This window comes from Planococcus sp. A6 (genome assembly GCF_028823615.1).
GTDB lineage: Bacteria > Bacillota > Bacilli > Bacillales_A > Planococcaceae > Planococcus.
This window is the reverse complement of sequence record NZ_JAPEHT010000019.1, coordinates 13179-35608: the sequence shown is the minus strand read 5'-3', so window position 1 is coordinate 35608 and position 22430 is coordinate 13179. Positions and strand designations below refer to the sequence as shown.

25 protein-coding genes are annotated in these 22430 nt (G+C 48.6%); 11 read left to right on the top strand and 14 right to left on the bottom strand.

Features of this window, described 5'->3' with window-relative positions:
* The 5 genes from ON064_RS04785 to ON064_RS04765 form a co-directional block, all read right to left on the bottom strand.
* Positions 1-413 (bottom strand): aminotransferase class I/II-fold pyridoxal phosphate-dependent enzyme (locus ON064_RS04785; protein WP_274623849.1); only part of this gene is annotated, 413 nt, incomplete at its 3' end.
* A 35-nt stretch (positions 414-448) separates the two neighbouring features.
* Positions 449-1711 (bottom strand): TRAP transporter large permease, encoded by a 1263-nt coding sequence (locus ON064_RS04780; protein ID WP_274623848.1) that lies wholly within the window; start codon positions 1709-1711, stop codon positions 449-451.
* Positions 1708-2202, bottom strand: a complete 495-nt coding sequence (locus tag ON064_RS04775; protein WP_274623847.1) for a TRAP transporter small permease — start codon at positions 2200-2202, stop codon at positions 1708-1710. Before ON064_RS04775 ends, ON064_RS04780 begins: the two co-directional genes overlap by 4 nt.
* A gap of 65 nt (positions 2203-2267) precedes the next feature.
* Positions 2268-3293, bottom strand: a complete 1026-nt coding sequence (locus tag ON064_RS04770; RefSeq protein WP_121297933.1) for a TRAP transporter substrate-binding protein — start codon at positions 3291-3293, stop codon at positions 2268-2270.
* Complete coding sequence (locus tag ON064_RS04765; protein ID WP_121297934.1) at positions 3290-3955, bottom strand: GntR family transcriptional regulator; 666 nt, start codon at positions 3953-3955, stop codon at positions 3290-3292. Before ON064_RS04765 ends, ON064_RS04770 begins: the two co-directional genes overlap by 4 nt.
* Positions 3956-4169: 214 nt before the next feature.
* Here ON064_RS04765 and ON064_RS04760 point away from each other — a divergent pair, with 214 nt between their 5' ends.
* A complete protein-coding gene (locus ON064_RS04760) occupies positions 4170-5546 on the top strand; it encodes an FAD-binding oxidoreductase (RefSeq protein WP_274623846.1) in 1377 nt (458 codons plus the stop codon).
* A 99-nt stretch (positions 5547-5645) separates the two neighbouring features.
* Here the strand turns inward: ON064_RS04760 and ON064_RS04755 are convergent, their stop codons facing one another.
* Positions 5646-6290, bottom strand: a complete 645-nt coding sequence (locus ON064_RS04755; protein ID WP_274623845.1) for a CPBP family intramembrane glutamic endopeptidase — start codon at positions 6288-6290, stop codon at positions 5646-5648.
* A gap of 224 nt (positions 6291-6514) precedes the next feature.
* Here ON064_RS04755 and ON064_RS04750 point away from each other — a divergent pair, with 224 nt between their 5' ends.
* On the top strand, positions 6515-7573 hold the full coding sequence (locus ON064_RS04750) for a TRM11 family SAM-dependent methyltransferase (protein ID WP_274623850.1): 1059 nt from the start codon (positions 6515-6517) through the stop codon (positions 7571-7573).
* A gap of 86 nt (positions 7574-7659) precedes the next feature.
* Here the strand turns inward: ON064_RS04750 and ON064_RS04745 are convergent, their stop codons facing one another.
* Positions 7660-8505 (bottom strand): LysM peptidoglycan-binding domain-containing protein, encoded by an 846-nt coding sequence (locus tag ON064_RS04745; protein WP_274623844.1) that lies wholly within the window; start codon positions 8503-8505, stop codon positions 7660-7662.
* 466 nt (positions 8506-8971) lie between these two features.
* On the opposite strand from ON064_RS04745, the gene ON064_RS04740 reads away from it, so the two are divergent.
* Positions 8972-9538: a hypothetical protein gene (locus tag ON064_RS04740; RefSeq protein ID WP_274623843.1), complete on the top strand. Its 567-nt coding sequence runs from the start codon at positions 8972-8974 to the stop codon at positions 9536-9538.
* A 57-nt stretch (positions 9539-9595) separates the two neighbouring features.
* On the opposite strand, the gene ON064_RS04735 is transcribed toward ON064_RS04740, so the two are convergent.
* Together ON064_RS04735 and ON064_RS04730 are read right to left on the bottom strand one after the other, a co-directional pair.
* The gene (locus ON064_RS04735; RefSeq protein WP_274623842.1) at positions 9596-9901 is read right to left on the bottom strand and encodes a hypothetical protein; all 306 of its coding nucleotides are present in this window, start codon (positions 9899-9901) and stop codon (positions 9596-9598) included.
* A 90-nt stretch (positions 9902-9991) separates the two neighbouring features.
* Entirely contained in the window at positions 9992-10642 is a 651-nt protein-coding gene (locus ON064_RS04730) for a LytTR family DNA-binding domain-containing protein (RefSeq protein ID WP_121299462.1), read from the bottom strand.
* Between the two features lie 180 nt (positions 10643-10822).
* Here ON064_RS04730 and aceA point away from each other — a divergent pair, with 180 nt between their 5' ends.
* From aceA to ON064_RS04715, 3 genes are read left to right on the top strand one after another with little or no spacing between them, the layout of a single operon-like run.
* Positions 10823-12115 (top strand): isocitrate lyase, encoded by a 1293-nt coding sequence (aceA, locus tag ON064_RS04725; RefSeq protein ID WP_274623841.1) that lies wholly within the window; start codon positions 10823-10825, stop codon positions 12113-12115.
* A 5-nt stretch (positions 12116-12120) separates the two neighbouring features.
* Positions 12121-13713, top strand: coding sequence for a malate synthase A (gene aceB / locus ON064_RS04720; RefSeq protein WP_274623840.1), 1593 nt, complete (start codon positions 12121-12123; stop codon positions 13711-13713).
* An 18-nt stretch (positions 13714-13731) separates the two neighbouring features.
* On the top strand, positions 13732-13860 hold the full coding sequence (locus ON064_RS04715; protein ID WP_194098862.1) for a YhfH family protein: 129 nt from the start codon (positions 13732-13734) through the stop codon (positions 13858-13860).
* Positions 13861-13902: 42 nt separating this feature from the next.
* Here ON064_RS04715 and ON064_RS04710 read toward each other — a convergent pair whose 3' ends face one another.
* Positions 13903-14196: a hypothetical protein gene (locus ON064_RS04710; protein WP_274623839.1), complete on the bottom strand. Its 294-nt coding sequence runs from the start codon at positions 14194-14196 to the stop codon at positions 13903-13905.
* A 127-nt stretch (positions 14197-14323) separates the two neighbouring features.
* Here ON064_RS04710 and ON064_RS04705 point away from each other — a divergent pair, with 127 nt between their 5' ends.
* Positions 14324-14983, top strand: a complete 660-nt coding sequence (locus ON064_RS04705) for an HAD family hydrolase (protein WP_274623838.1) — start codon at positions 14324-14326, stop codon at positions 14981-14983.
* Positions 14984-15014: 31 nt separating this feature from the next.
* Here the strand turns inward: ON064_RS04705 and ON064_RS04700 are convergent, their stop codons facing one another.
* The 4 genes from ON064_RS04700 to pcp all read right to left on the bottom strand — a co-directional run bounded on the left by ON064_RS04700 (position 15015) and on the right by pcp (position 19105).
* The gene (locus ON064_RS04700; RefSeq protein WP_274623837.1) at positions 15015-16118 is read right to left on the bottom strand and encodes an ABC transporter permease; all 1104 of its coding nucleotides are present in this window, start codon (positions 16116-16118) and stop codon (positions 15015-15017) included.
* Positions 16115-17374 (bottom strand): ABC transporter permease, encoded by a 1260-nt coding sequence (locus ON064_RS04695; RefSeq protein WP_274623836.1) that lies wholly within the window; start codon positions 17372-17374, stop codon positions 16115-16117. The genes ON064_RS04700 and ON064_RS04695 overlap by 4 nt, the downstream gene beginning before the upstream one ends.
* A 13-nt stretch (positions 17375-17387) precedes the next feature.
* Positions 17388-18320 (bottom strand): ABC transporter ATP-binding protein, encoded by a 933-nt coding sequence (locus ON064_RS04690; RefSeq protein ID WP_274623835.1) that lies wholly within the window; start codon positions 18318-18320, stop codon positions 17388-17390.
* A 182-nt stretch (positions 18321-18502) separates the two neighbouring features.
* On the bottom strand, positions 18503-19105 hold the full coding sequence (pcp, locus tag ON064_RS04685; RefSeq protein ID WP_274623834.1) for a pyroglutamyl-peptidase I: 603 nt from the start codon (positions 19103-19105) through the stop codon (positions 18503-18505).
* 133 nt (positions 19106-19238) lie between these two features.
* Here pcp and ON064_RS04680 point away from each other — a divergent pair, with 133 nt between their 5' ends.
* The 4 genes from ON064_RS04680 (at position 19239) to ON064_RS04665 (ending at position 22386) form a co-directional block, all read left to right on the top strand.
* Positions 19239-20009 (top strand): ABC transporter substrate-binding protein, encoded by a 771-nt coding sequence (locus ON064_RS04680; protein ID WP_274623833.1) that lies wholly within the window; start codon positions 19239-19241, stop codon positions 20007-20009.
* A gap of 31 nt (positions 20010-20040) precedes the next feature.
* Positions 20041-20700, top strand: a complete 660-nt coding sequence (locus ON064_RS04675; protein ID WP_274623832.1) for an amino acid ABC transporter permease — start codon at positions 20041-20043, stop codon at positions 20698-20700.
* On the top strand, positions 20693-21415 hold the full coding sequence (locus ON064_RS04670; RefSeq protein WP_274623831.1) for an amino acid ABC transporter ATP-binding protein: 723 nt from the start codon (positions 20693-20695) through the stop codon (positions 21413-21415). Before ON064_RS04675 ends, ON064_RS04670 begins: the two co-directional genes overlap by 8 nt.
* Positions 21416-21516: 101 nt before the next feature.
* On the top strand, positions 21517-22386 hold the full coding sequence (locus ON064_RS04665; protein WP_274623830.1) for a hypothetical protein: 870 nt from the start codon (positions 21517-21519) through the stop codon (positions 22384-22386).
* Positions 22387-22430: the final 44 nt, after the last annotated feature.

The following is a 22430-nucleotide window of genomic DNA, read 5'->3' as shown; positions in this document are numbered from 1 at the left end:
ACGACTTTGCCGCCGCATAGTTCCACTAATGGCCCATACCCGGAATAGGTCGGTGCCGGCAAGATGACTTCATCGCCTTCTTCCAGAATCGTCCGAAAAACGGAGTCCAAGCCTTCGCTCGCGCCATTCGTAACAATGATTTCGTCTTCTGTCCGATAAGACAAGCCGTAGCTGTCCTTGAAAAAAGATTGAATGGCTTTGCGCAACTCCAGCACGCCTGCGTTATGCGTGTAATTGGTCTGGTTATTGCGGATGGCATCGATTCCTGCCTGCTTGACCGCATCCGGCGTCGGGAAATCCGGCTGGCCGACCGTCAAATTGACCGCATCCGGATAATCCACCATTTGGTTGGCGAATTGGCGAATGCCTGAAAAGACAATCGACTCCGCCCGTTTGTTAATTGTCATGCTCATAGAAAAAACAACCTTTCTTAAATTAGAAATAGCCCTTATTCATAAAGACCTGGCAGCCATAGGGAAAGCTGCGGAACGAACGTGATAACCAACAAACAGATGATCATTGTGAATAAGAATGGCAGGACCGCATAAGCGATTCGCTCGAACTTGACGCCGCCCACACTCGAGGCCACAAATAAATTGACGCCGAGTGGCGGTGTAACAAAGCCGATCGCCAAGTTCGCGACGAGCACGACGCCGAAATGGACAGGGTCCACGCCCACTTCCGTCACGATTGGAAGCAGGATTGGCGTCAGGACAACTAGTGCTGAAATCGTATCGATAAACATTCCTACTACGAGCAATAATACATTAATGGCGAGCAAAATAACGAATGGATTGGTCGATAAAGCCGTTAAATAATCGGAAATCTCACCCGGTATTTGCTGGATTGTCATGAAATAGGCGAAAGATACCGATAACCCGATGATGATCATCGTCGTCGCATTGATGACAATCGTTTCGCGGAAACTTTCATACAAGCCTTGCCAGCTAAGTTCCTTATAGACAAATTTCCCGATAATGATGGCATATACGACCGCGACAACTGCCGCTTCTGTCGGCGAGAACACCCCGCCGTAGATGCCGCCAAGGATGATAACGGGAATCAGCAATGCCCATTTAGCATCCCAGAACGCTTTTCCGACATCCTTTAAATGAAACTCCGATTCTTTGCCGGGTTCCGGTTTATAACCGCGCTTTTTCGAAATTAAATATGCCGTCAGCATCAACGCAGAACCGACAAGAAGCCCCGGCAAAATACCCGCCAAAAACATGCTGCCGACAGATACACTGCCGATGACGCCGTATAAGACGAACGGAATGCTCGGTGGAATCATGACGCCAATCGAGCCGGCAGATGCCGCAATAGCAGAAGCAAAACCACCGCTGTATTTCCGTGCCACCATCGCTGGAATCATGAAGCCTCCAATTGCCGCAACGGTTGCGGGGCCGGAGCCGGATATCGCAGCGAAGAACATACAGGCAACAATCGTCACCATGCTGAGCCCGCCAGTCATCCAGAAGCGCTTCGAGACGCCGCCTTTGCCCATCAGGACTCCGGCAAGCATGAAGAACGGAATCGCAAGCAATGGGAATGAATCAAGTGAAGTAAACGCTTTTTGCGTAATAATGCTCAGTGGCATCGTCGTACCGAAGTAAATGGCCGTTAGCGCCGACACGCCGAGTGCGATGGCGATCGGCACGCCAATCAATAAACAGACAAACAAAGTTCCGAATAGCAGGGCGATCGTCATGCCTGAACACCCCCGTCTTTATGCATTTCGTAATCGCCTTTCCAAATTTGGCGCAATTGCACAATCAAACGGATACACATGCCGATGCCGCCGATCGGAATCGCCAGGAACGGAATCCACATCGGCAATTGCATCGCTGGCGTGACTTGGCCGTTAGATAAACTTTGCATGACAAGAAGGGTTCCAAAATAAGCCAGGAATAACGCCATCGCAAACCAAATCATTAAAGAGATGGTCTCCAAAATCTTTCTCGTAAGCCCATGAAAGCGGGTAATGAATGCTTCGACTCGGATATGTTCACGCAATTTCACTGCATAGCTTGCGCCAATCCATACCTGGAAAATGTGGATATAGCGCGCCATTTCTTCCGTCCAGCTCGGCGCGTTGGAGAATACGTAGCGCCCCACCACTTGGCCGAAAATCAAGGCGACCATCGCAACAAGCGTCAGCACCAATAATGCTTCTTCTGCTTTCGCGAATTTCTTCATCATCAGAATCTTCCTTTCTAAAAAGAAAAATCAAGGAACCACGTCCTTGATTTTTCATCTGTCATTGCTTAGTTATTCGCCTCAAGTGCTCTGTCGATCAAATCTTTCCCGATCTGGCCTTCGTATTTTTCGTAAACCGGTGCAGCCGCTTCGCGGAATGCGTCGCGTTGTTCGTCAGTCAAGTCGTTAATCTGCATGCCTTCTGCCACTAACTGATCCATGAACTCAGTGTCTTGTTGCTGGGCAAGTTCGCGTTGTTGATCGCGGAATTCTTCAGATGCTTCCATCAACAATTCCTGCAGATCTTCAGGCAAGTCGTTGTAGAAATCATCGTTCATGAGAAGAGAAGTCGCTGCATAGACATGGCCAGTCAACGTCAGGTAATCTTGTACTTCATAAAATTTATTCGTGTAATAAAGTGAGATTGGGCAATCCATTGCATCATACGTGCCTTGCTGCAAGGCCGTGTACAATTCGCCGAATGCAAATGGCGAAGCATTGGCACCGAACGCGTTGAATGTATCGGTATGAAGCGGGCTCTCGAGTGTACGCATCTTCAAGCCTTCCATGTCTTCCGGCTTTTCAATCGGCCCTTCGTTATTGGATACGTGGCGGAAGCCGTTTTCACCGAAGACCAGCCCTTTCAAGCCATTGCTTTCCAAATCAGCCATCAATTCCTGGCCGAGCTCCCCATCAAGCGCTTTATATGCAGCTTCGTTGTTATTGAACAAGAACGGCAAATCGAACACCTGGAACTTTTCGTTGAATGAAGCCATCGCAGCAACCGCTGGAATGGTCATTTCGATATTGCCTAGTTGAACCGCTTCGATTGCTTCACGGTCAGAGCCATATAACTGGCCATTTGGATACAATTCGACTTTAATGCGTCCGTCAGATTCGGACTCCAGTTTTTCTTTAAAATCGACTGCTGCCACATGGGATGATTGCTCTTCCGGCACTAAATGGGCAAGGCGGATCGTATACGTTTCGCCGTCTCCGCCTTCGTCGCCTGATGAACTGCCGCTGTCCGGCCGGCCGCAAGCGGCAAGGATCAATACGAGCATAAGTAAAATTAGTCCTGTAAGTTTTTTCATAGTTCCTCCTGTGAAATGTATTTCAGCAGCCTGTCCTCGATATTGTCGAGGTGGGCAGCCAAGTGTTTTTTAGTCTTCTCCAAATCCCCTTGTTCCAACGCTTCAATGATGGCACCGTGTTCTTGGTGGGCGATCACAGCACTATCGAATACTTTTTTAGACAACAGCAAGAACGCACGGCTGCCCCCTGTGTTCACTGCGTGGATCAATTCACGCAAGCGCTTGTTCGGGTGGTATTCATAGAATTGGTCGTGGAACCATTGATCCCAATCCATGAATTCCGCAAAATCATGCGCTTGAATCGCTTCCCATTGACGTTCATGGGCATAGCGCAATTCCTTTAAGACATGCTGTTGATCTGCTTTCGACAACCCTTCAATCCCGTAAATCTCAAGCAATCTCCTGAGCTCCATGATTTCCTTGACGTCCTGGTGGGTAAATTTGGCGACGAGCGCCGGTTTCGTTTTCCTCAACTCGATAAGCGCATCAACAGCGAGTCTCTTCAGCGCCTCCCGCAGCGGCGTCCGGCTGATGCCCAGTTCAGCTGCCAGCTTTTCTTCCGGCAATTCTTCCCCCGGCTTCAATTCTCCGCTGATGATCATTTTCTTGATGGATTCGTATGCCTGTTCAGCCAACGTCGGCTGCTTGACGATTTTTCTCATGATTCCTCCCTTCCCATCCAAAACTTACACAGTGTATACTGTATACAGAAAGTATAGAATACTCATTTTTATTTGTAAACATAAATTTCAGAATAAATTCACATTTTAGACATATCCTTTTTCCGTTGAAGAACCTATACTTTTAAGTTACCGTTCCACCTCGCGAGAAAAAGCCAGTGCATGCTCTTGTATAAATAGAAAAGGAGTTGTTCAAATGTCCATTAAAACGAATGACGAGTGGATCAAAATCTTATCAGGCCGCTTGAACCCCGGCCAATTATCCACAAGCGAAGGCGAACGCTATCGCCATAGCCACGATGAATCCGATCACCATCCTGTCGAACCCGACGTGGTCTGTTTCCCCGAAAGTACAAAAGATGTCCAGGCGGTGCTCTTGATTGCGAAAGACCATCACATTCCGGTCACGGCTTTTGGTGCCGGCTCTGGTCTCGAAGGATCCGCCATACCGATCAGAAAAGGCATTTCGCTTAATTTTGAACGGATGAATCAAGTGCTTCATTTTGCACCCGAAGACTTGCTCGTGACTGTTCAGCCCGGCATTACACGTCTCGCCTTGAACCAGCGCATCAACCGGCATGGCCTGCAGTTTCCGATTGATCCCGGTGCGGATGCATCGATCGGCGGCATGGCAGCAACCAACGCGAGTGGCACTACCGCCGTCCGCTACGGCGTCATGCGCGACCAGATCCTGGACATGGAAGTCGTGCTGGCAAACGGCAGCATCATCCATACCGGAACGAAAGCGAAGAAATCTTCTTCCGGCTATTCAGTCGGCGGATTATTTGTCGGCTCTGAAGGGACGCTCGGCATCATCACCGAAATCACATTGAAGCTCCACGCCATCCCGGAACATACCATTGCGGCCTCGTGTACTTTCGAAACGCCGCGCGAATGTGCCGAAGCGGCGAACAGTGTGCTATTGATGGGCATCCCGGTGCAGCGTATGGAATTCGTCGATGCCCCGAGCATTAAAAAGGTCAATGAATACGGCGGCTATGGGCTTCCTGAAAAACATTCGCTGTTCTTTGAATTTGCCGGACTGACGCAGTCGGCCATTGAAGACGCCCGCCTCGCCGAGGAACTCATGGAGGATTTGGGTGCGCATAATTGGCATGTCGCGGCCGATGCTGAAGAACGCGGCAAAATCTGGAAAGCACGCCATGAAATGGCCTATGCTTATCGCCACCAGCCCGGCGTTTCTGTCACGGGCGGTGACGTTTGTGTACCGATTTCCAAGTTACCTGACCTTCTCGAACTCGGCCGTGAATTGATCGAAGCGAGCGGGTTGGAAGGTGGGCTCCTCGGGCATATCGGTGACGGTAATTTTCATACGTGCATCGTTTATGACCCTGAATCCATAGAACAAAAACAATTGGCTTTCGGAATTAACGATCAGCTGGCGTTCCGTGCCATTGAACTTGGCGGCAGTTGCACAGGCGAACATGGAGTTGGCCTCGGCAAGCAAAAATTCCAGGAAAGTGAGCACGGCGAAGCATTGGTTCTTTTCAAAAACATGAAACACATGCTCGACCCGGAGAATCTATTGAATCCCGGGAAGATCTTCGCATAGCGGCCATCATCTTCAGCAACAAAATAGGCTATAGGCCAGCTTATGTATCATCTTTTTTATCCACACCAAAAATCCCCGGATTTCTATTCATCTATCAACTCAATAAATCCATAAAAAGAATACCACGGACGAAAAATTCGCCAAAAAATGCGACATGGCGCTTATCCAGGCATTGCCTGTTTTGTAAAAGACAATCCCGAAAAGCAAGCTATTGATGAATACAAAGAATAAATCATATATAACGATAGACGCATCTCCTAAAACGGCATGGCCGAGCGCAAAGAGCAACGACGATAGCAGCAATGCCGGAAGAATGGACATCGCTTTGCCCAACTGATTTTGGAAAAAAGCACGCCACGCGATCTCTTCCCCCAAGGCAAAAAAGGCTAGTTGAAAAACCAGCAGTAACAGCAAATCCCAGGATAGAAAAGCTTCCGTTCTCGCGACGACATGCACGAGATAGCCAGGCAAAAAGATGAGGGCAATGCCGATGCTGACCAAATTCATCACGACCGGAAGAAGGATCCACAGCCAGATGCCTTTGTGTTTCAAATTCTGCCGCACGTTCCGAAGGTCCAATCCACTTTCGCGCGAAGACTGCTTTTCTCTCCGTTTAATGACGAAAAAGAAAATGATGCCGATGATCACGGCAAGTCCCGCAATTTCGACTCCAGAAAAATTGGCGAATGACAGGATCGCCATAAGGATCATGCCGATTAACGGCAATACACCGATGTTTTTCATCCGTCCACCCCTTCAACTGATTTAGAAATCCAAAAGTGATGTTTCCAGTTTCTTCTAGCTTTACAATTCGGCTCAACTCCTGTTATTCCTCCTTTGGTGAGGCGTCTCTGTTGTTTCATAAACTAACTCACCATTTGGAAGCCCATTATCCGCATTTATCGCTTTTGATTCGAGACAATTGGTATACTGTTCAAGATAACAAGCTTCAAGAAGGACGGGATGAATTGAAACCATTATCGCCAACAGGCGGATTTATATATACCTATGCATATCATCAAGACGAGAAGGATTTATGCCAATTGGAAATGCGTGCATTTTTCGGTGAAGACACTGGCGAAAAAGTCATCAAAAGCAGCCGTGCCATCGCTCCAGGCCGGAGCCCATTCATCAAGGAACGAATCGAGCTCTTGTTTGAAGAAGCCGAGTTCGCGGATATTGTAAAACGGGCTGGTGGATTGGACATGGTAGATTCTACATTTAAAGTGATCTTTCCGAAAATCAACGGCTTGGACGCGGCTGAGCAAGTGGATTTTGACGAAAAGCGTGACATGGAGCGCCAAATCGGCTTTGTCATTAAAGGAAAAGCCGATGTCCACAACCCCGATATCATATTCGGGTTGATTCCATATGATGGCCGCTGGCACTTCGGAATCTATCAATTGAGCGAATCCGTCTGGTTCAAGCACCAGCAAAAACCGCGTGAATACTCAACTGCGCTCAGCACGAAAACCGCTCGCGCCATCGCCAATATTGCCGTGCCGGATCCGAAGGGAGTTAAAGCGATCGACCCTTGCTGCGGCATCGGGACAGTGCTCGTTGAAGCTTTATCGATGGGGATCGACATCGTCGGCCGGGACATCAATCCACTCGTCGTTGACAAAGCTTTATCGATGGGGATCGACATCGTCGGCCGGGACATCAATCCACTCGTCGTTGACGGTTCGCGGGAAAACATTGTGCATTTCGGCTTGTCGGGGTCGGTCGACTTGGGCGCAATTGCCGACATTACAGAGCAATACGACGTCGCCATCATCGACATGCCTTATAATCTGTACACCCACGCAACCCCCGATGAACAACAGGAAATCCTGAAACACGCTTTGCCGGTCACCGAAAAACTGCTCGTTGTCACCATTGAACCGATCGACCATATGATCGAACAAGCAGGGTTCACGATAACTGACCGCTGCATCGCGAAAAAGTCGTTGTTCCTGCGGGAAATCCTCGTCTGTGAAAAAACAGGGATGCCACCTTATGCCGGGAAGAAATTTCAACAAGCATGAAATACAATGCACGGCCATAAAAAATCACCCCGACAATTAGTTCGGGGTGATTTTTTCGCTAGCCTTCCAAACGCCTACTCCATTTGCTATTCCAGTTCTTGCACCGCATAGGAAACCATTTCATAGCGTTCGCCGACCCGTACGACCGTAAATGTCAGCCTAAGATCATTGCGATCCGCCAGATGCTGGATGGGCTCATTTCCTTGGTAAAGGTTGACCGCATAGTAATCATTGCCGACTTTCACTTCGATCACACGGCCATCTGCCAGCCCGAAAGGTTCTTCAGTGGTGAGTTCAAGAACTTTCCCAGTGATTTTAAGCGGCTGAAGCACTTGCAATTCTCCGCTGGGCAAAGTGATGGTGTTGCCGAATTTATTGCGCAACGTGTATTTCGTATCGCCTGACTTCACATAGTACGTTGCGGAAGTCCGTTCAATCACCCCAACATCAGGATACAAGGTCAAGACTTGCCCGATTATGATCAAGTCTGATGTCAAATTGTTCATTTTCTTGATGCTGTCGATCGACACGCCTGTTCGTTTGGAAATGGAGTACAAAGTATCCCCTTTGACCACTTGATAATTTCTTGCATTCAAATCTTCCTGGTTTCCAGACCATGGTTGGGTTTTATGCGGGATGGCAAGTTTTTGCCCAACGATGATTTTGGTGCTGGTCGTAAAGTTCGCTGCCATCAGCTGCTCTACTACCAAGCCATACTTTTTCGCGATGCTGTAGAAAGTATCTCCTTTTTGGACAATGTAATAACTGGCCACTTCAGTAGCTGCACTGGGTGACATGATAGGGCCTGCCGCTGCTGCGGATGAGACTAGCGCAAATGATAAGAGAACTTTAGATAGCCGTTTCTTCCCTTTCGGCATTTGTGGCACTTTCTTCTTGGCTGGAGGGACAGGTGTCAAATGAAGTTCAGTCATTTTACCTCCCTACTTTCCTGTTTTATTTTTATATCCACCACTACTTAAGTACCCTTTTATTAAAAATAACAATCATTTTTTTGTTATTATTACAGCATTTTTACATTTCATTATACAGTAAGTAAATCTTTCACTTTCCTGACTTCTATCCATTGGGCAGTCATCAATTGCTACATTCCCCTTAATATAAGGTGTTGGATATTTTGACATCGCCTACATCAATGGCTATCATAAAACCATAGAATTAATTCTGCTCCATAACAGGGTCAGGCCATCGTTCATGCGCGAATGTCGCCCCTTTTCCAGTGATTGATTGTCCCATATTTTAATAATTCGGTAGAGTGAGCCAGACAATTGAGCTGGAGTAACACCAAGAGAGCGGAAGCTTCTTTTTGGTGTTTTTATTTTGCATAATAATCCTATTTATATACTTTTTGTTGTTAACAAAGACAGAAAGGAGAATTCGATGTTCGGTTTTTCTGATTTTATTTCACTCGTGATTTCCGCTTTTATCATACTGCCATTAACGATTCTCATAAGGGAAACGGGATATCTGATTGCCAGCGGCGTTGTCGGGGTGAAAAATCCGAGGCTGACGATCGGCTCAGGACCACGTGTTTTTAAAATCGGGATATTCGATGTACGCAAGTACTATCAATTGTACAGTTGGTTTTCTTACGATTCATTGAAGAGAGACAATAAATTCGCTTATATTTTTTTATATGGGAGCCCTATCATGATGACGCTTGTTCTGGCATTGTCACTCAATGCGCTCCTTGCTAATGGCGTCCTACAGTCATTCATGACTTTTTGGGATCGATTTATTTTCTACGCTATTTTTTACCTATTGTTTGATGTGGTGCCGATGAAAATGCAAGGGGGCATGCCCAATAACGGCATGATTATTTACGAGATGTTGCGGTATGGGAAACGGATGGATTACAACGAAAATCCTTTCATTCCATCCACATCAGATGCCGATAAGGAACAGGAAGAAATACTTGAGAAGGTTAAGCAATATCAAAAAGAATAAAATGAATTACCAAAAACCGTTGAGAGATTTCTCAACGGTTTTTTTAATCGAAGAAACTTATACCCACCAGCTCCACGAAACGACGAGCGCGACGATGGAGACGACAATCGAAGCAATGACTGCCATGGAACGTTCCCTCCGGATCAACATCGAAGTAATGCCAGAGACCAACGCAACGACAAATGAAGCAAGGGACATCAGCAGCAGAAACGTCAAAAGCAAATTATCGGTCATTTCCCCTTCAAACGCCAGCGGCAACTCCTGGAATGCGCCGGCAAGGGCGATGACCAGTGCCAATAGCAGCGGGACGACCGTGAAGACAACAGATATATTGCCGAGCTTGGATTTAGGCCAGATTGTCATATCAGCCTCCACCTTTCCCCTCGTTTTATGTTCTGCATAGTGTATTCCACTTGCCGCCCCCATTTCCTGCCGAACGAATTGTAAAAATTGTTAAAATCCGAGACGGCTGCGCACTTCGGCTGTGTAGTTTTGGCTGACGGGAATCGTCGAGCCGTCACGCAAAGTCAAAACATAATTCGAAGCGACGTCTTTTGCGATTTCTTCTATATAATGCACGTTGACGATAAATGAACGATGGACAGTCAAGAAATAATCAGGCAGTTGTTCTTTCAGGTTCTTCAGCGTATGGCTCGAACAATAAGGATCTTCGTCTGCATAGAACCAGGTTTTCTTTTGGCTGCTTTCGATATGGGATACTTTCTCCACGGGAATCGGGCGCCAACTGTCATCTTGCTTGCCCGTCAAAAAGGCGAGCGGCTTTTTTCTCCCTACCACATAATCGGGCGGCAAAGTGATGACCAGCACGGCATCTCGGTTGTCGATGGTAATCGGGTAGCCAATGCCGTAATAAGCAGATCCGAGGACAGCTTCTTCGACATACATTTCGACTTTGCTGCCTTCTTTAGCGACACGAGCCGCGATGGTGCCGGATGATACTGGCTGCCCTTCTTTAATGGAGAGATCATGGACGCCCGCTTTATAGTAAATATACCGATTATCGGCTGCAACAGCGATCGACGCCTCTTTCGGAATCCAGTCTCCGATGATGAATCCTACCTGTTCCAATACAGTGTTTGCCATGGCCATTTCCCCTTTCAAGTCCATTCATCCGAATATTCCGCCTTTTATCCGCCTATATCGGCTTTTGTCATTTTTTCAGGACAGGCTGAATATTCTGTTATATATTAATATACATCAAAACAAACTGTATTAATACAGTTGATTTTAAAAATATTTCTACACCGGAAAGGGATGGTTGGAATGGTAAACAAACAACAGCAAATCGAGGAACTGAACAAAACATGGCAGGAAGATAAACGCTGGGAGAACATCGAGCGTCCATATACAGCGGAAGATGTTGTCAAACTCCGTGGATCGGTCATGATCGAGCATACACTCGCGAAACGCGGTGCAGATCGCCTCTACCGCCAGATTAACGAAATGCCTTTCGTAAACGCTCTCGGCGCACTTACCGGCAACCAGGCGGTACAGCAAGTGAAAGCAGGGTTACAAGCCATTTACTTGAGCGGCTGGCAAGTAGCGGCAGATGCAAACTCCGCTGGACAGATGTACCCGGATCAAAGCTTGTATCCAGTTAACTCGGTTCCTGATGTTGTCCGCAAAATCAACCGCGCATTGCAGCGTGCAGACCAAATTGACAGTGTCGAAAACACGGAAGGCTTCGACTGGTTCGCACCGATCGTCGCAGATGCTGAAGCTGGATTTGGCGGCCCCCTTAATGTATACGAATTGATGAAGTCGATGATCGAAGCTGGCGCAGCTGGCGTTCACTTTGAAGATCAACTCGCTTCCGAGAAAAAATGTGGACACTTGGGCGGTAAAGTATTGCTTCCGACTCAAAACGCAGTGAAAAACCTTGTTTCCGCTAGACTTGCAGCTGACGTAATGGGCGTTCCGACACTCATCATCGCCCGTACGGATGCAGATGCAGCAGACTTGATCACAAGCGATATCGATGAGCGCGACCACCAGTTCATCACCGGCGAACGCACACCGGAAGGCTTCTACCGCACAAACCCAGGCATCGACCAAGCAATCGCACGCGGCCTTGCATATGCACCATACGCTGACTTGATCTGGTGTGAAACTTCCCACCCGAACTTGGAAGAAGCTCAGCAATTCGCAGATGCCATCCATGCACAATTCCCGGGCAAGATGCTTGCGTACAACTGCTCGCCTTCATTCAACTGGGCTGCGAAGCTTGATGAAGATACCATCGCGAAATACCAAGTTGAACTTGGCAAGATGGGCTATAAATTCCAATTCGTTACACTTGCAGGATTCCATGCACTCAACCACAGCATGTTCGAACTGGCTTACGACTACAAAGACAACGGCATGGCTGCTTACTCGAAATTGCAGCAAGCTGAATTCGCTTCAGAATCAAAAGGCTACACAGCAACTCGCCACCAGCGCGAAGTGGGCACAAGCTACTTCGATGAGATCTCACAAATCGTTTCCGGCGGAACTAGTTCAACGACGGCGATGAAAGGCTCGACTGAAACCGAACAATTCCAGACAGTGAAAGGGTGATTTGATTGCTGACGAAATCGAATGTACAGATTACAGGTGAAGCGGTTCCTGGCATGGAGGAGATCCTGACTCCTGAAGCGCTGGAGTTCATTGAAAAGCTGCACACTCGTTTCGACAAGCGTCGGATCGAACTTCTGGAAAAACGCCAGGTGCGCCAACAAGAACTCGATAGCGGCAAAAAGCTTGATTTCCTACCTGAAACGAATGAAATTCGTGAAGGGGACTGGAAGATCGCTCCCCTTCCGGAAGATATGAAAGACCGCCGTGTGGAAATCACCGGCCCAACCAACCGCAAAATGCTCATCAACGCGCTGAACTCTGGCGCGAAGATGTTCATGGCTGACCTCGAAGACGCAACAGCACCAAGCTGGTACAACGTCATCGACGGACAGGTCAATTTACGGGACGCGGTTCGCCGGCAAATTGATTTTGAAATTCCTGAAACTGGCAAGAAATATGCGCTCAATGAAAAAACGGCAGTCTTAATGGTGCGCCCGCGCGGCTGGCATCTACCGGAGAAGAACCTACTCATTGATGGAAAGCCGACTTCCGGCAGCCTGGTCGATTTCGGGCTATATTTTTTCCATAATGCCAAAGAATTGATTGACCGCGGCACTGGCCCTTACTTCTATTTGCCGAAACTTGAGAGCCATCTGGAAGCGCGCCTTTGGAACGATGTATTCATCTTTGCACAAGATGAGCTCAGCATTCCGCAAGGCACGATCCGGGCGACGGTGTTGATCGAGACGATCATGGCAGCATTCGAAATGGACGAAATCCTTTACGAATTGCGAGATCATTCAGCTGGCCTCAACTGTGGCCGCTGGGACTATATCTTCTCGGTCATCAAGCGCATGCGCAACAATCCGGATTATATCTTCCCGGATCGCTCCCAAGTGACAATGACGGTCCCATTCATGAAGGCATATACGTCGCTGTGCATCAAAACCTGCCACCGAAGAGGGGCTCCGGCAATGGGCGGCATGGCTGCTCAAATCCCGGTCAAAGGCGATGACGTTGCCAACACAGCCGCTTTCAACAAAGTCGCTGAAGACAAGCGCCGTGAAGTGACGGACGGCCATGACGGCACGTGGGTCGCCCACCCTGGCATGGTCCAGACGGCGATGGAGCAATTCGACAAATACATGCCGACACCGAACCAGATCGCCAAACAGCGCGACGATGTCCACGTGACCGCAGAACAGCTGGTCGAAGTTCCTGAAGGATCGATCACCGAAGATGGCCTGCGTTCCAATATCTCAGTCGGCATCCAATATATCGCCTCTTGGCTTTCCGGAAACGGCGCTGCACCGATCAATAATTTGATGGAAGATGCAGCGACAGCGGAAATTTCCCGCTCCCAAGTGTGGCAATGGATCCGCCATCCGAAAGGCGTCCTAGAGGATGGACGTAAAGTCGACGTCAGCTTGTTCCACGAAGTCATCGAAGAAGAAGATGCTTTGATCAAACAAGCGGTCGGCGAAGAGCGCTATAATGCCGGACACTACGCGGAAGCCCGCGAGTTGTTTACAAGTCTCACATTGCAAAGTGATTTTGCTGAATTCTTGACGCTGCCAGGGTACGAAAAACTAAACTAAAAACTGGAGGAGATCACTATGAAAAACATGCAAACATTTGAGACGCGTACACGAAAAGAATGCCGGGAATGCGGTTGTGAAATCAAGGAACGCCGGGAATCGATCATCTACGAATGCGAACGCTGCATCGCAAATAAAGACGAATAGAAAAAAAGGGAGATCCGAAATCGGATCTCCCTTTTCTATCTTTCATTCCTGGTTTGATGCTTCAATGCGGTAGCTTTCATCAGCTTCGATAGCGTTGAAAATATTGATATAACGCATGCCTTGCTGCGCAGGTTCTTCCGGTGCTTCCTCTTCATCGAGCACTTCCTTGAGCGGTTGCTTGACCGGCTCTTCGACAGTCGCATCGTAGTCTTCCATCAAACTTTGGAGTTCTCCGTATGAGTCGATGCCTCTCGATTCTTTTACTTGTTCAAACAGGCGGTCCGATTCGTCTTGCGTCAATTCTACGTAACCGACCGTAATTCGTTGTTTTGCCATGTCTACCCCTCCAGCTTCATTGTTTCTTTTCCATACCCTTGTGAAGAAAACGACTAAACATGCTTGGTGAAAACTGGAGATTTCCGCTATGATGGAAACAGCAGGAAAATGAGAGTGGAGGGATTCTATGCGCGTCGCCATATTCGATTTCGATGGCACTTTGTATGCAAAAGAAACATTTCAATTGATGATGAACCATCTAAAGAACCACCCGATCCATAGCCGCAGATACCGTAAATTTTACCGTGCCATCATGCCGCCGTATATCGGCCATAAACTGAAAATCTACCCGGAAGCGAAAATGCGGGCTCGTTCAGTCCAGGCGTATCTGGCCGCACTCGAGACTTTTTCCAAACAAGAACTGGAAGAATATTTCGGCGAAATTGCCTCGCTCATGCACGATGATTTCAACCACGAAGTCGTCGAGCGCCTAAAGCAGCACGTCTCCAACGAAGACTATTGCATGCTCGTCTCCGGCGCATTCACGCCGCTCTTGCATGCCGTAACGAAGGAATTGCCGATTGAGAAAATCATCGGCACAGAAGTTCCTTATGAAGCAGATATTCTTGCACACAGGACACCTGTTATCCATATCCAGGGGCCGCTCAAAACCGAAAAGATCTTGGAAGCACTTGGCAATCAAGCAATCGATTGGAAAAACAGCTATGCCTACGGCGACAGCCTGTCAGATGTACCTGTACTGGAACTTGTCGGCAATCCCGTCGCTGTGCGTCCCGAACCGCGACTGCGAACACTCGCCTCTGAACGCAATTGGGAAATTATTTAAAAAAGAATCGCACATAGCGATTCTTTTTTTATTATGAAGCGCTGCGCCATTCCATCAAACGGATAGCAATCGCCATGCAGATGCTGCCGAAACCAAGCAGCAGCAATAACGGAATCGCGACCGCCTTCAGGCCGTTTCCATAGACGGCGACACTTGTTAAGGCCTGCAAACCGTACGTGATGGGCAATGCTTTCGAGACCGCGAGCAGGATTTCATTGGTCACCAGCTCAATCGGCCAGAACGCACCGCCCACCATCGCCATTCCTGTCGCGACAATCGGAATGACGGCACCAAGCTGCTGCGGTTTGGTAATGAGTGAGATAATCAACAGCCCGAGTGCGACGATGGAAAATGTGTAGCACGCCGCAATGGCGATCAATAGCCAGAACCGGTCCCCCAGCTCAAAACCGAACGCAAAGCGGAACAGCAGAAAAATAAGGGTGATCTGGGAAAACCCGATCAAAAAACTATAGCCCAGATGGCCAAGATACATCTGCCATTTGCGGACCGGCGAAATGATCATCCGGCTCCAGGTCCCTGTCCTCTTTTCATCCACGATGCGCACCAGGCTGAACATGATTGTATAGATGACAAAGAACAAGGTCATGCCAAACAATAGCTGGAGTTGCCCGTTGTATTGAAAACTGTCTTCCTCGCCTTGCAGCGATTCAACCGATAGCGTTAACGCCGGATCAGACAAGGCCGACTCCATTTCCGCCCTGATTCCTGGTGTCGTTTGCTCCGCATTTTCGAGACGCAATTCTTCTGAATAGATGCGTCTCAGGAACGAATCCAAGGCAAAACGCGCCGGATCTTCCCTGCCGACAAGCAAACGGTAATCGGCTTCAAGCAAATTGACGGCTTGGGAGACGTCTCCTTCCGCTACATACGAACGGGCTTCGGATTCGGGCATTAATTCAAACTGGAATTGTTCTTCGCCGTTCAAGCGTTCGATCCAAGTTTGTGCTTGCTGATTGTTCATTGATTCATCCGCATAGACGGGAATCATTTGCGGCCCGCTTTGCCCGCCTGCCGCTGTAACAGAGACGAAAATGACGGTAAGCCCGAACATCGCCAACACGAGCAGGGGTTTTCGGTAAAAACGGCGCCATTGCAGTAAGAACACAGCTTTCATGCCGCTCCCCCCTTTCTCGGAAATATGGCAAGTGCCAATAGCAAGAAGATTACTGCTACGACTGCGATCCGCAAGAGCGGACCTGTCAATTGGCCGAGCTCAGGTTCTAATAGCCAGGAAAAATAGGCGGACAGCGCTGCTCCGTTCGGGGTCCAATTACCGATCGTCCGAAGCATTTCCGGCATGCCATCAAGCGGCATAAAACTGCCGCCGACAAACGCCATTAGGGAAATGATACCGCCTGAGAAAATCGCTGGCACGGCATCGCTCTCAAGTCTCAAGGTTATAGCGACCATCAGAGCGGCGAGGCAACCGACCGATAATGCCAGTACGATGGAAATGATGGCAATCCCCAACCAAAAAGCCCAGGAATCGGCTGCAAACGTCCGGAACAACAACGCCGACAAGCCAAACAATAAAGTAAGCTGCACGGTGACAATTGCCGCTGCAGCGATGGCCTTGCTGCTCAAATACAGCAACGGCGGCCGGTTCGACAAACGGATCCGGTCGAAAACCATCTGTTTTTGTTCTAGATTCGCCTGTCCGGCAATCGTGGATCCGACAAACAACACAAACATGACGGCCATGCCGATCGTATAGTATTGAAACGAAGTGATCGGCTGACGTGCAGTGATCGTTTCAATGCCACCAGATACTTCCGCTGCCGATTGTTGTCCCGACAGCCTGGAAATCGATCCTTCAAAATTTACGGTGCGCACAAATTCGTTGAGGATGGACTTGAGAACATCTGTCTGCGGAGATGATAAATCCGCTACCAGCAATTCCAGTTCGCCGCTTGCGCTTTCGCCAAACAGCATATTTCTCAAGGAACCTTCTGTGAACCCTTGCGGCAAGGTAATGACCGCATCCACCGTTTCTTCATCCAGGCTTTCTTGCGCCTCTGCCCGGCTCATCCGTTCAATCGTTACCAATTCGCTCAAACTCTCATCTTCCAGAAGGGAGACGAGCATCGTTTGCGGACTGGCCGATTCAGCCGCCTGTTTCAGCGCTTGTTTTTCCTCCGGTGGCAGCCCCATTTCCTCGATATCACTTTGAAGCGACGCCACTGCCTGCGCTTCGTCCTCTTGTGACACAAGCGCTATGTCCATTTCCAAAGCTTCCAGGTCACCTGAAAAAATGCCGCGCAGTGAAAAGCCGAGAATTGCAATGAGTAAAAAAGGCATTGCTAAAAGTATCAATAGTTCGGAACGGTCGCGGAGCAATAACATGATGTCTTTTATTAAAAAAGCGCCCATAAAGCTCCCCTCCTCAGTCCCTTAATTTGCGACCAGTCAGCCGCAGGAATACGTCTTCAAGGGTCGGCGTCTGGACATTGACGTTGACCACTTGGGCCCCGTAGCGTTCCGCTTCGTGGAACAAAGCCGCAAGCAATCTTGTTCCTTTCGGGATGATCAGCTTCAAGCTATGCTCCTCAGCTGTCGCCTGCTGAACCCCTTCTATTTCGCTGAGTTTCGTGAAGAGTTCCGGATAATTTTGGTCGAAATCGATCAACACCGTTTCCTGATCCGACAAAATCGCTTTGAGCTCTTCTTTCGTTCCTTCCGCGATGACTTTTCCGTGGTCCATGATGTAGACGCGGTCACAGAGCTTTTCCACTTCTTCCATGTAATGGCTCGTATAGAGGACCGTCATTCCTTCGTCCTGGTTGAGCTTGCGAATTGTCTCTAACAGGTGGTTGCGCGATTGCGGATCGATGCCGACTGTCGGTTCGTCCATGATCAGCACTTCCGGTTCATGCATCATCGCTGCTGCCAAATTGACCCTCCGCTGCATGCCTCCAGAATAATTTTTGACCAGCTCTTTTTTTCGGTCTGCCAAACCGACGAGTTCCAGCACATAATCGATGCGCTGTTCGAGTTTGTTTCCCGACAATCCGTAAAGCCGGCCAAAGAACTTCAAGTTCTCATAAGCGCTCAACTCTTCGTATAAGGCTATTTTTTGCGGCACGACGCCAAGCACACGGCGCATTTCACCAGGCTTTTTCAACACGCTCTTGCCGTTAAGCTTCACATCTCCCGAGCTCGGCTTCATCAACGTGGAAATCATGGCAATCGCCGTGGACTTGCCAGCCCCGTTCGGCCCCAATAGCCCAACCGATTCCCCTTGCCTAAGCACCAAACTCACGTCATCGACCGCAATGGTATCTTTGAATTTTTTTGTCAGTTGCTGCGTTTCAAGCATAAGGCACCTCCATTCCTAAAACTCTTGTTAAATCTATCCTACTTCAATTCACAAAAAATGCCATTATATTCTATAAGAATATTCACTCTTTTGCTGTGAATTTCTCTCCCATCTATTTCTGCACATAATAAAAGACAGAGCGCAAAGGCTCTGTGTTTTCGATTTTCATTTTTTATTCAACTTTAATCCATCGTTTCCAAACAAATCCGCACGCCGCGCAATAAGTCTTCATGGGACCAGCTCGGCAGCTTTCCGTGTTCAATTGCCAATTGGTGATCCGCCGGGATATGGATAAAGCCCGACAGCATTTCCGGCTTGTTCGTGGCTGCGTAATGAAGTCCCTCATACATAATATTATTGCATAGATATGCACCAGCTGTATTGGAAATCTCCGCCGGCAATCCCCCCTGAAGCAATGCTTGTGTCATCTTGCGTACCGGCAAGGTCGATAAATAAGCGGCGGGCCCTTGTGCAGAAATCGGTTCATCGACCGGCTGGTAGCCTTCATTATCCGCATCGCCATCTTTGACATTAAGTGCGACACGCTCAGGCGTAATCTTGTAGCGGCCAGCTGCGAGCCCCAAAGAAACGACTGCATCAGGCTTCAACTCATCGATCCATTGCACTATCAGTTCACCTGAATGATTAAAATCGACCGGCAAGATACGGCTGATGATGCGGTATCCGCCAATCTGTTCGCCGTCCAATTTCTCCGCAATTCTCATCGTTGGGTTGACCGTGTATTCCAAAAAAGGTTCGAATCCTGTCAAAAGCAAACTTTTCATCTTTTCACACTCCAATTTTCTGAACTATTTGAATTAATAATTATTCATAAATATGTATAAAAACTCTTTTACTTGTTGTGTCGTCGTGTTAAGATTCATTTTATCGAATAAACATACAACGGAGGGAATTATTATGAAGAAATCATATTTACTTGCAGGCGGCGTTTCTGCACTGCTGTTGACAGCTTGCGGCCAAGAAGACACAGCGACGGGAGCTGCCGAGCACAAAGAAGTATTGGAAATGGGCACATCCGCTGAGTTCGCGCCATTTGAATCACGCAACCCACAAGGGGACATCGTCGGGTTTGATATCGACCTTGCCAATTATATCGCAGATGAACTCGGTGTTGAACTGAAAATCACCGATATGAAATTTGACGGCTTGATCGGCGCTTTGCAAAATGACCGTGTCGACCTGGTGTTGGCCGGCATGTCCGCGACGGATGCCCGCAAGGAAAACGTCGACTTCTCCACGGAATACAACCATTCTGGTGAAATGTTCGTCTCCCAAAAAGGCTCTGGCCTCGAGACACTTGAAGATCTGGAAGGATTGACGGTGGGCGTACAACTCGGCACGATCCAAGAAGAAGGCGCGAAGAGCATCATCGAGGATGAAGTAATCGATTTCGAACTGAAGGCACTCGACGATTCCGGCGCGTTGATCCAGGAGATTCTTTCCGGACGCATCGATGCTGCTTATATGGATAAGCAAGTCGCGCTCGGCTATATCGAAGCACAAGGGCTTGATGCATTCGACGACCCGACGACTGCTTCTCCTGGCATGGCTGTTGCCTTCCCAAAAGGCAGTGACTTGGTGGATGAAGTCAACGCCGTCCTCGCTGAAATGGAAGAGAGCGGCAAACTCGATGAATTAAAAGACAAATGGCTCACAGACGAGCAGTAAAATTCGCCTTTAGAAAAGAGTTGGAACTGTTATGAATCTTGATTTTTCACAAATCGTCCCGTATATCCCCTTCATGCTCGAAGGGATTTGGGTGACTTTAAAATTCGTCTTTTTCGCAATCATTCTCGGCTCCATTCTCGGGACCTTGCTGGCACTGTTTAAAATCGGTTCAGCAAAGCCGCTGAGATGGTTCGCCGATGCTTATACGTCGATTTTTCGCGGAACGCCGCTTATTTTGCAGCTGATGATCATTTATTACTCGATCCCTCAATTGACCGGCTATGACATCTCGCCGTTTCTATCTGCAATTCTCGCGTTCGGATTGAACTCCTCCGCTTATATTTCGGAAATCATCCGCGCCGGTATCCAAGCGGTCGACAAAGGCCAGCTCGAAGCAGCACAGGCTCTTGGCGTCCCGTACGGCGCGATGATGAAAGACATTATCTTACCGCAAGCACTGAAGAATATCCTGCCTGCCTTGATGAATGAATTCATTACCTTGACGAAAGAATCCGCCATCGTCTCGACGATCGGCTATCTGGACTTGATGCGCCGCGCCCAAGTGGTCGGGGCAGACTTGTTCCGCAACTTTGAGCCGCTATTGTTTGTCGGCCTGATCTATTGGTGCCTGGTCATGGGCTTAACGGTAATCGGACGCATGGTCGAAAGGAGATTGAAGCTTAGTGATTGATGTACAAGCCTTATCGAAAAAATTCGGGGACAACCTCGTATTGAGCGATATTTCAACCAGCATCCAAAAAGGCGAAGTTGTCGCGATCATCGGCCCGTCCGGCTCCGGCAAATCGACTTTTCTGCGCTGCTTGAATTTACTGGAGACACCGAGCTCAGGAAGCATCGAAATCAACGGCAAGAACTTGACCGCCTCCAAAAAAGAAATTCATAAAATCCGCCAGCAAATCGGCATGGTGTTTCAGCATTTCCATCTCTTTCCCCATATGACGGTGCTGGAAAATTTAATGTATGCCCCGATGAAAGCGAAAGGCGTCAAAAAATACGACGCCGAAGAAAAGGCGCGCCAATTGCTCGAGCGCGTAGGCCTGGCTCAAAAAGCCGATGCTTACCCAAATAGCTTGTCCGGCGGCCAGAAGCAGCGTGTCGCGATTGCACGCGCACTTGCCATGGAACCGGAACTCATGCTGTTCGATGAGCCGACCTCGGCACTCGACCCGGAAATGGTCAAGGAAGTATTAGAGGTCATGAAAGATCTTGCAAAATCCGGCATGACGATGGTCGTTGTCACCCATGAGATGGGCTTTGCCAGAGAAGTCGCAGACCGCGTCTTGTTTTTGGACCATGGCGTCCTTGTCGAAGAAGGCGAGCCTGAAAGCTTTTTCAAACACCCGGCGAGCGAACGCGCACGCGATTTCCTGGATAAAGTACTGTAACGGGAAACGTTCATGTGATGCTCAAAACTCCACCCGTTTTCGGGTTTCCCTCGTGCTATAATCGGTAGTGCAGGAAATACCCGAAATTTGAGGTGGAAATTTTGTTCAGAAAGATTGTCATATTGATTATTACTTTGTTTTTCATGGCGCTGATCATTTTTACAGCAGTCATGTTTTTGAAAAATGAAGAAACTCTTTATACCCACGAAGACGTTGAGCTCAGCATCGACAAGCCGACCTTCATCACGCTCGGCAAAGTACAGACGGAAACAGACGGAAATGTCACCACTGACATCTATCCTTTGACCTTCCTGACCCTGTCAATCGGTTCGCTGGCCATTACGGAAGAAACTTTGCCCAACGGTGATGTCCTCCTCTTCGACAAAGTCGAAAATACCGGCTGGATGCCGTTTACGTTTTCGATGAACCGCAGCGGTGTGGAAGATGCCATGATTACCCGCTGGAATGAAGACACGATGCTGCAGCAAGAGGAAGAAACCTACGGCACTGATGCCACGCGCAACCCGTTCGGCGTCATTCGCAGCGCAGACACCGAAACCTTGCAAGGCAATATCTATGTGTCCCGTGGCTTGTCGCTTGGAAACGGTGAACGCGTGCAGGAACTGCGCCATGAGATCTACGATTTCCCTGTCGAAGAAGGCGTGATGGAAAAGAGCTTATGGCTCCCGCCGAAACACCAAAGCGAAAGCTGGATGCTCATTTCAAGCGAAGCGCTGTTCGACTCATCTGAAACCGAGACCGATTGGGTCCAATTCGCCAACGCCAACCGCCGCGCGCAATTCAATTGGTTGACGCCGGATGGCCCGCGCCAAAAGATGGCCTTGACGGATGATTTGCGGACCGAGCTTGCCTATACCATTCCAGAAGATCCGGAATCGGTGTATTCTGAATGGTTCGAGCAGACATCTTCACGCTTTTTTGAATCGATGCAACAGTATTTAGCTGAATAAGCCTAAATCCCCCCTCGCCTAGAAATTGGCCAGGGGGATTTTTA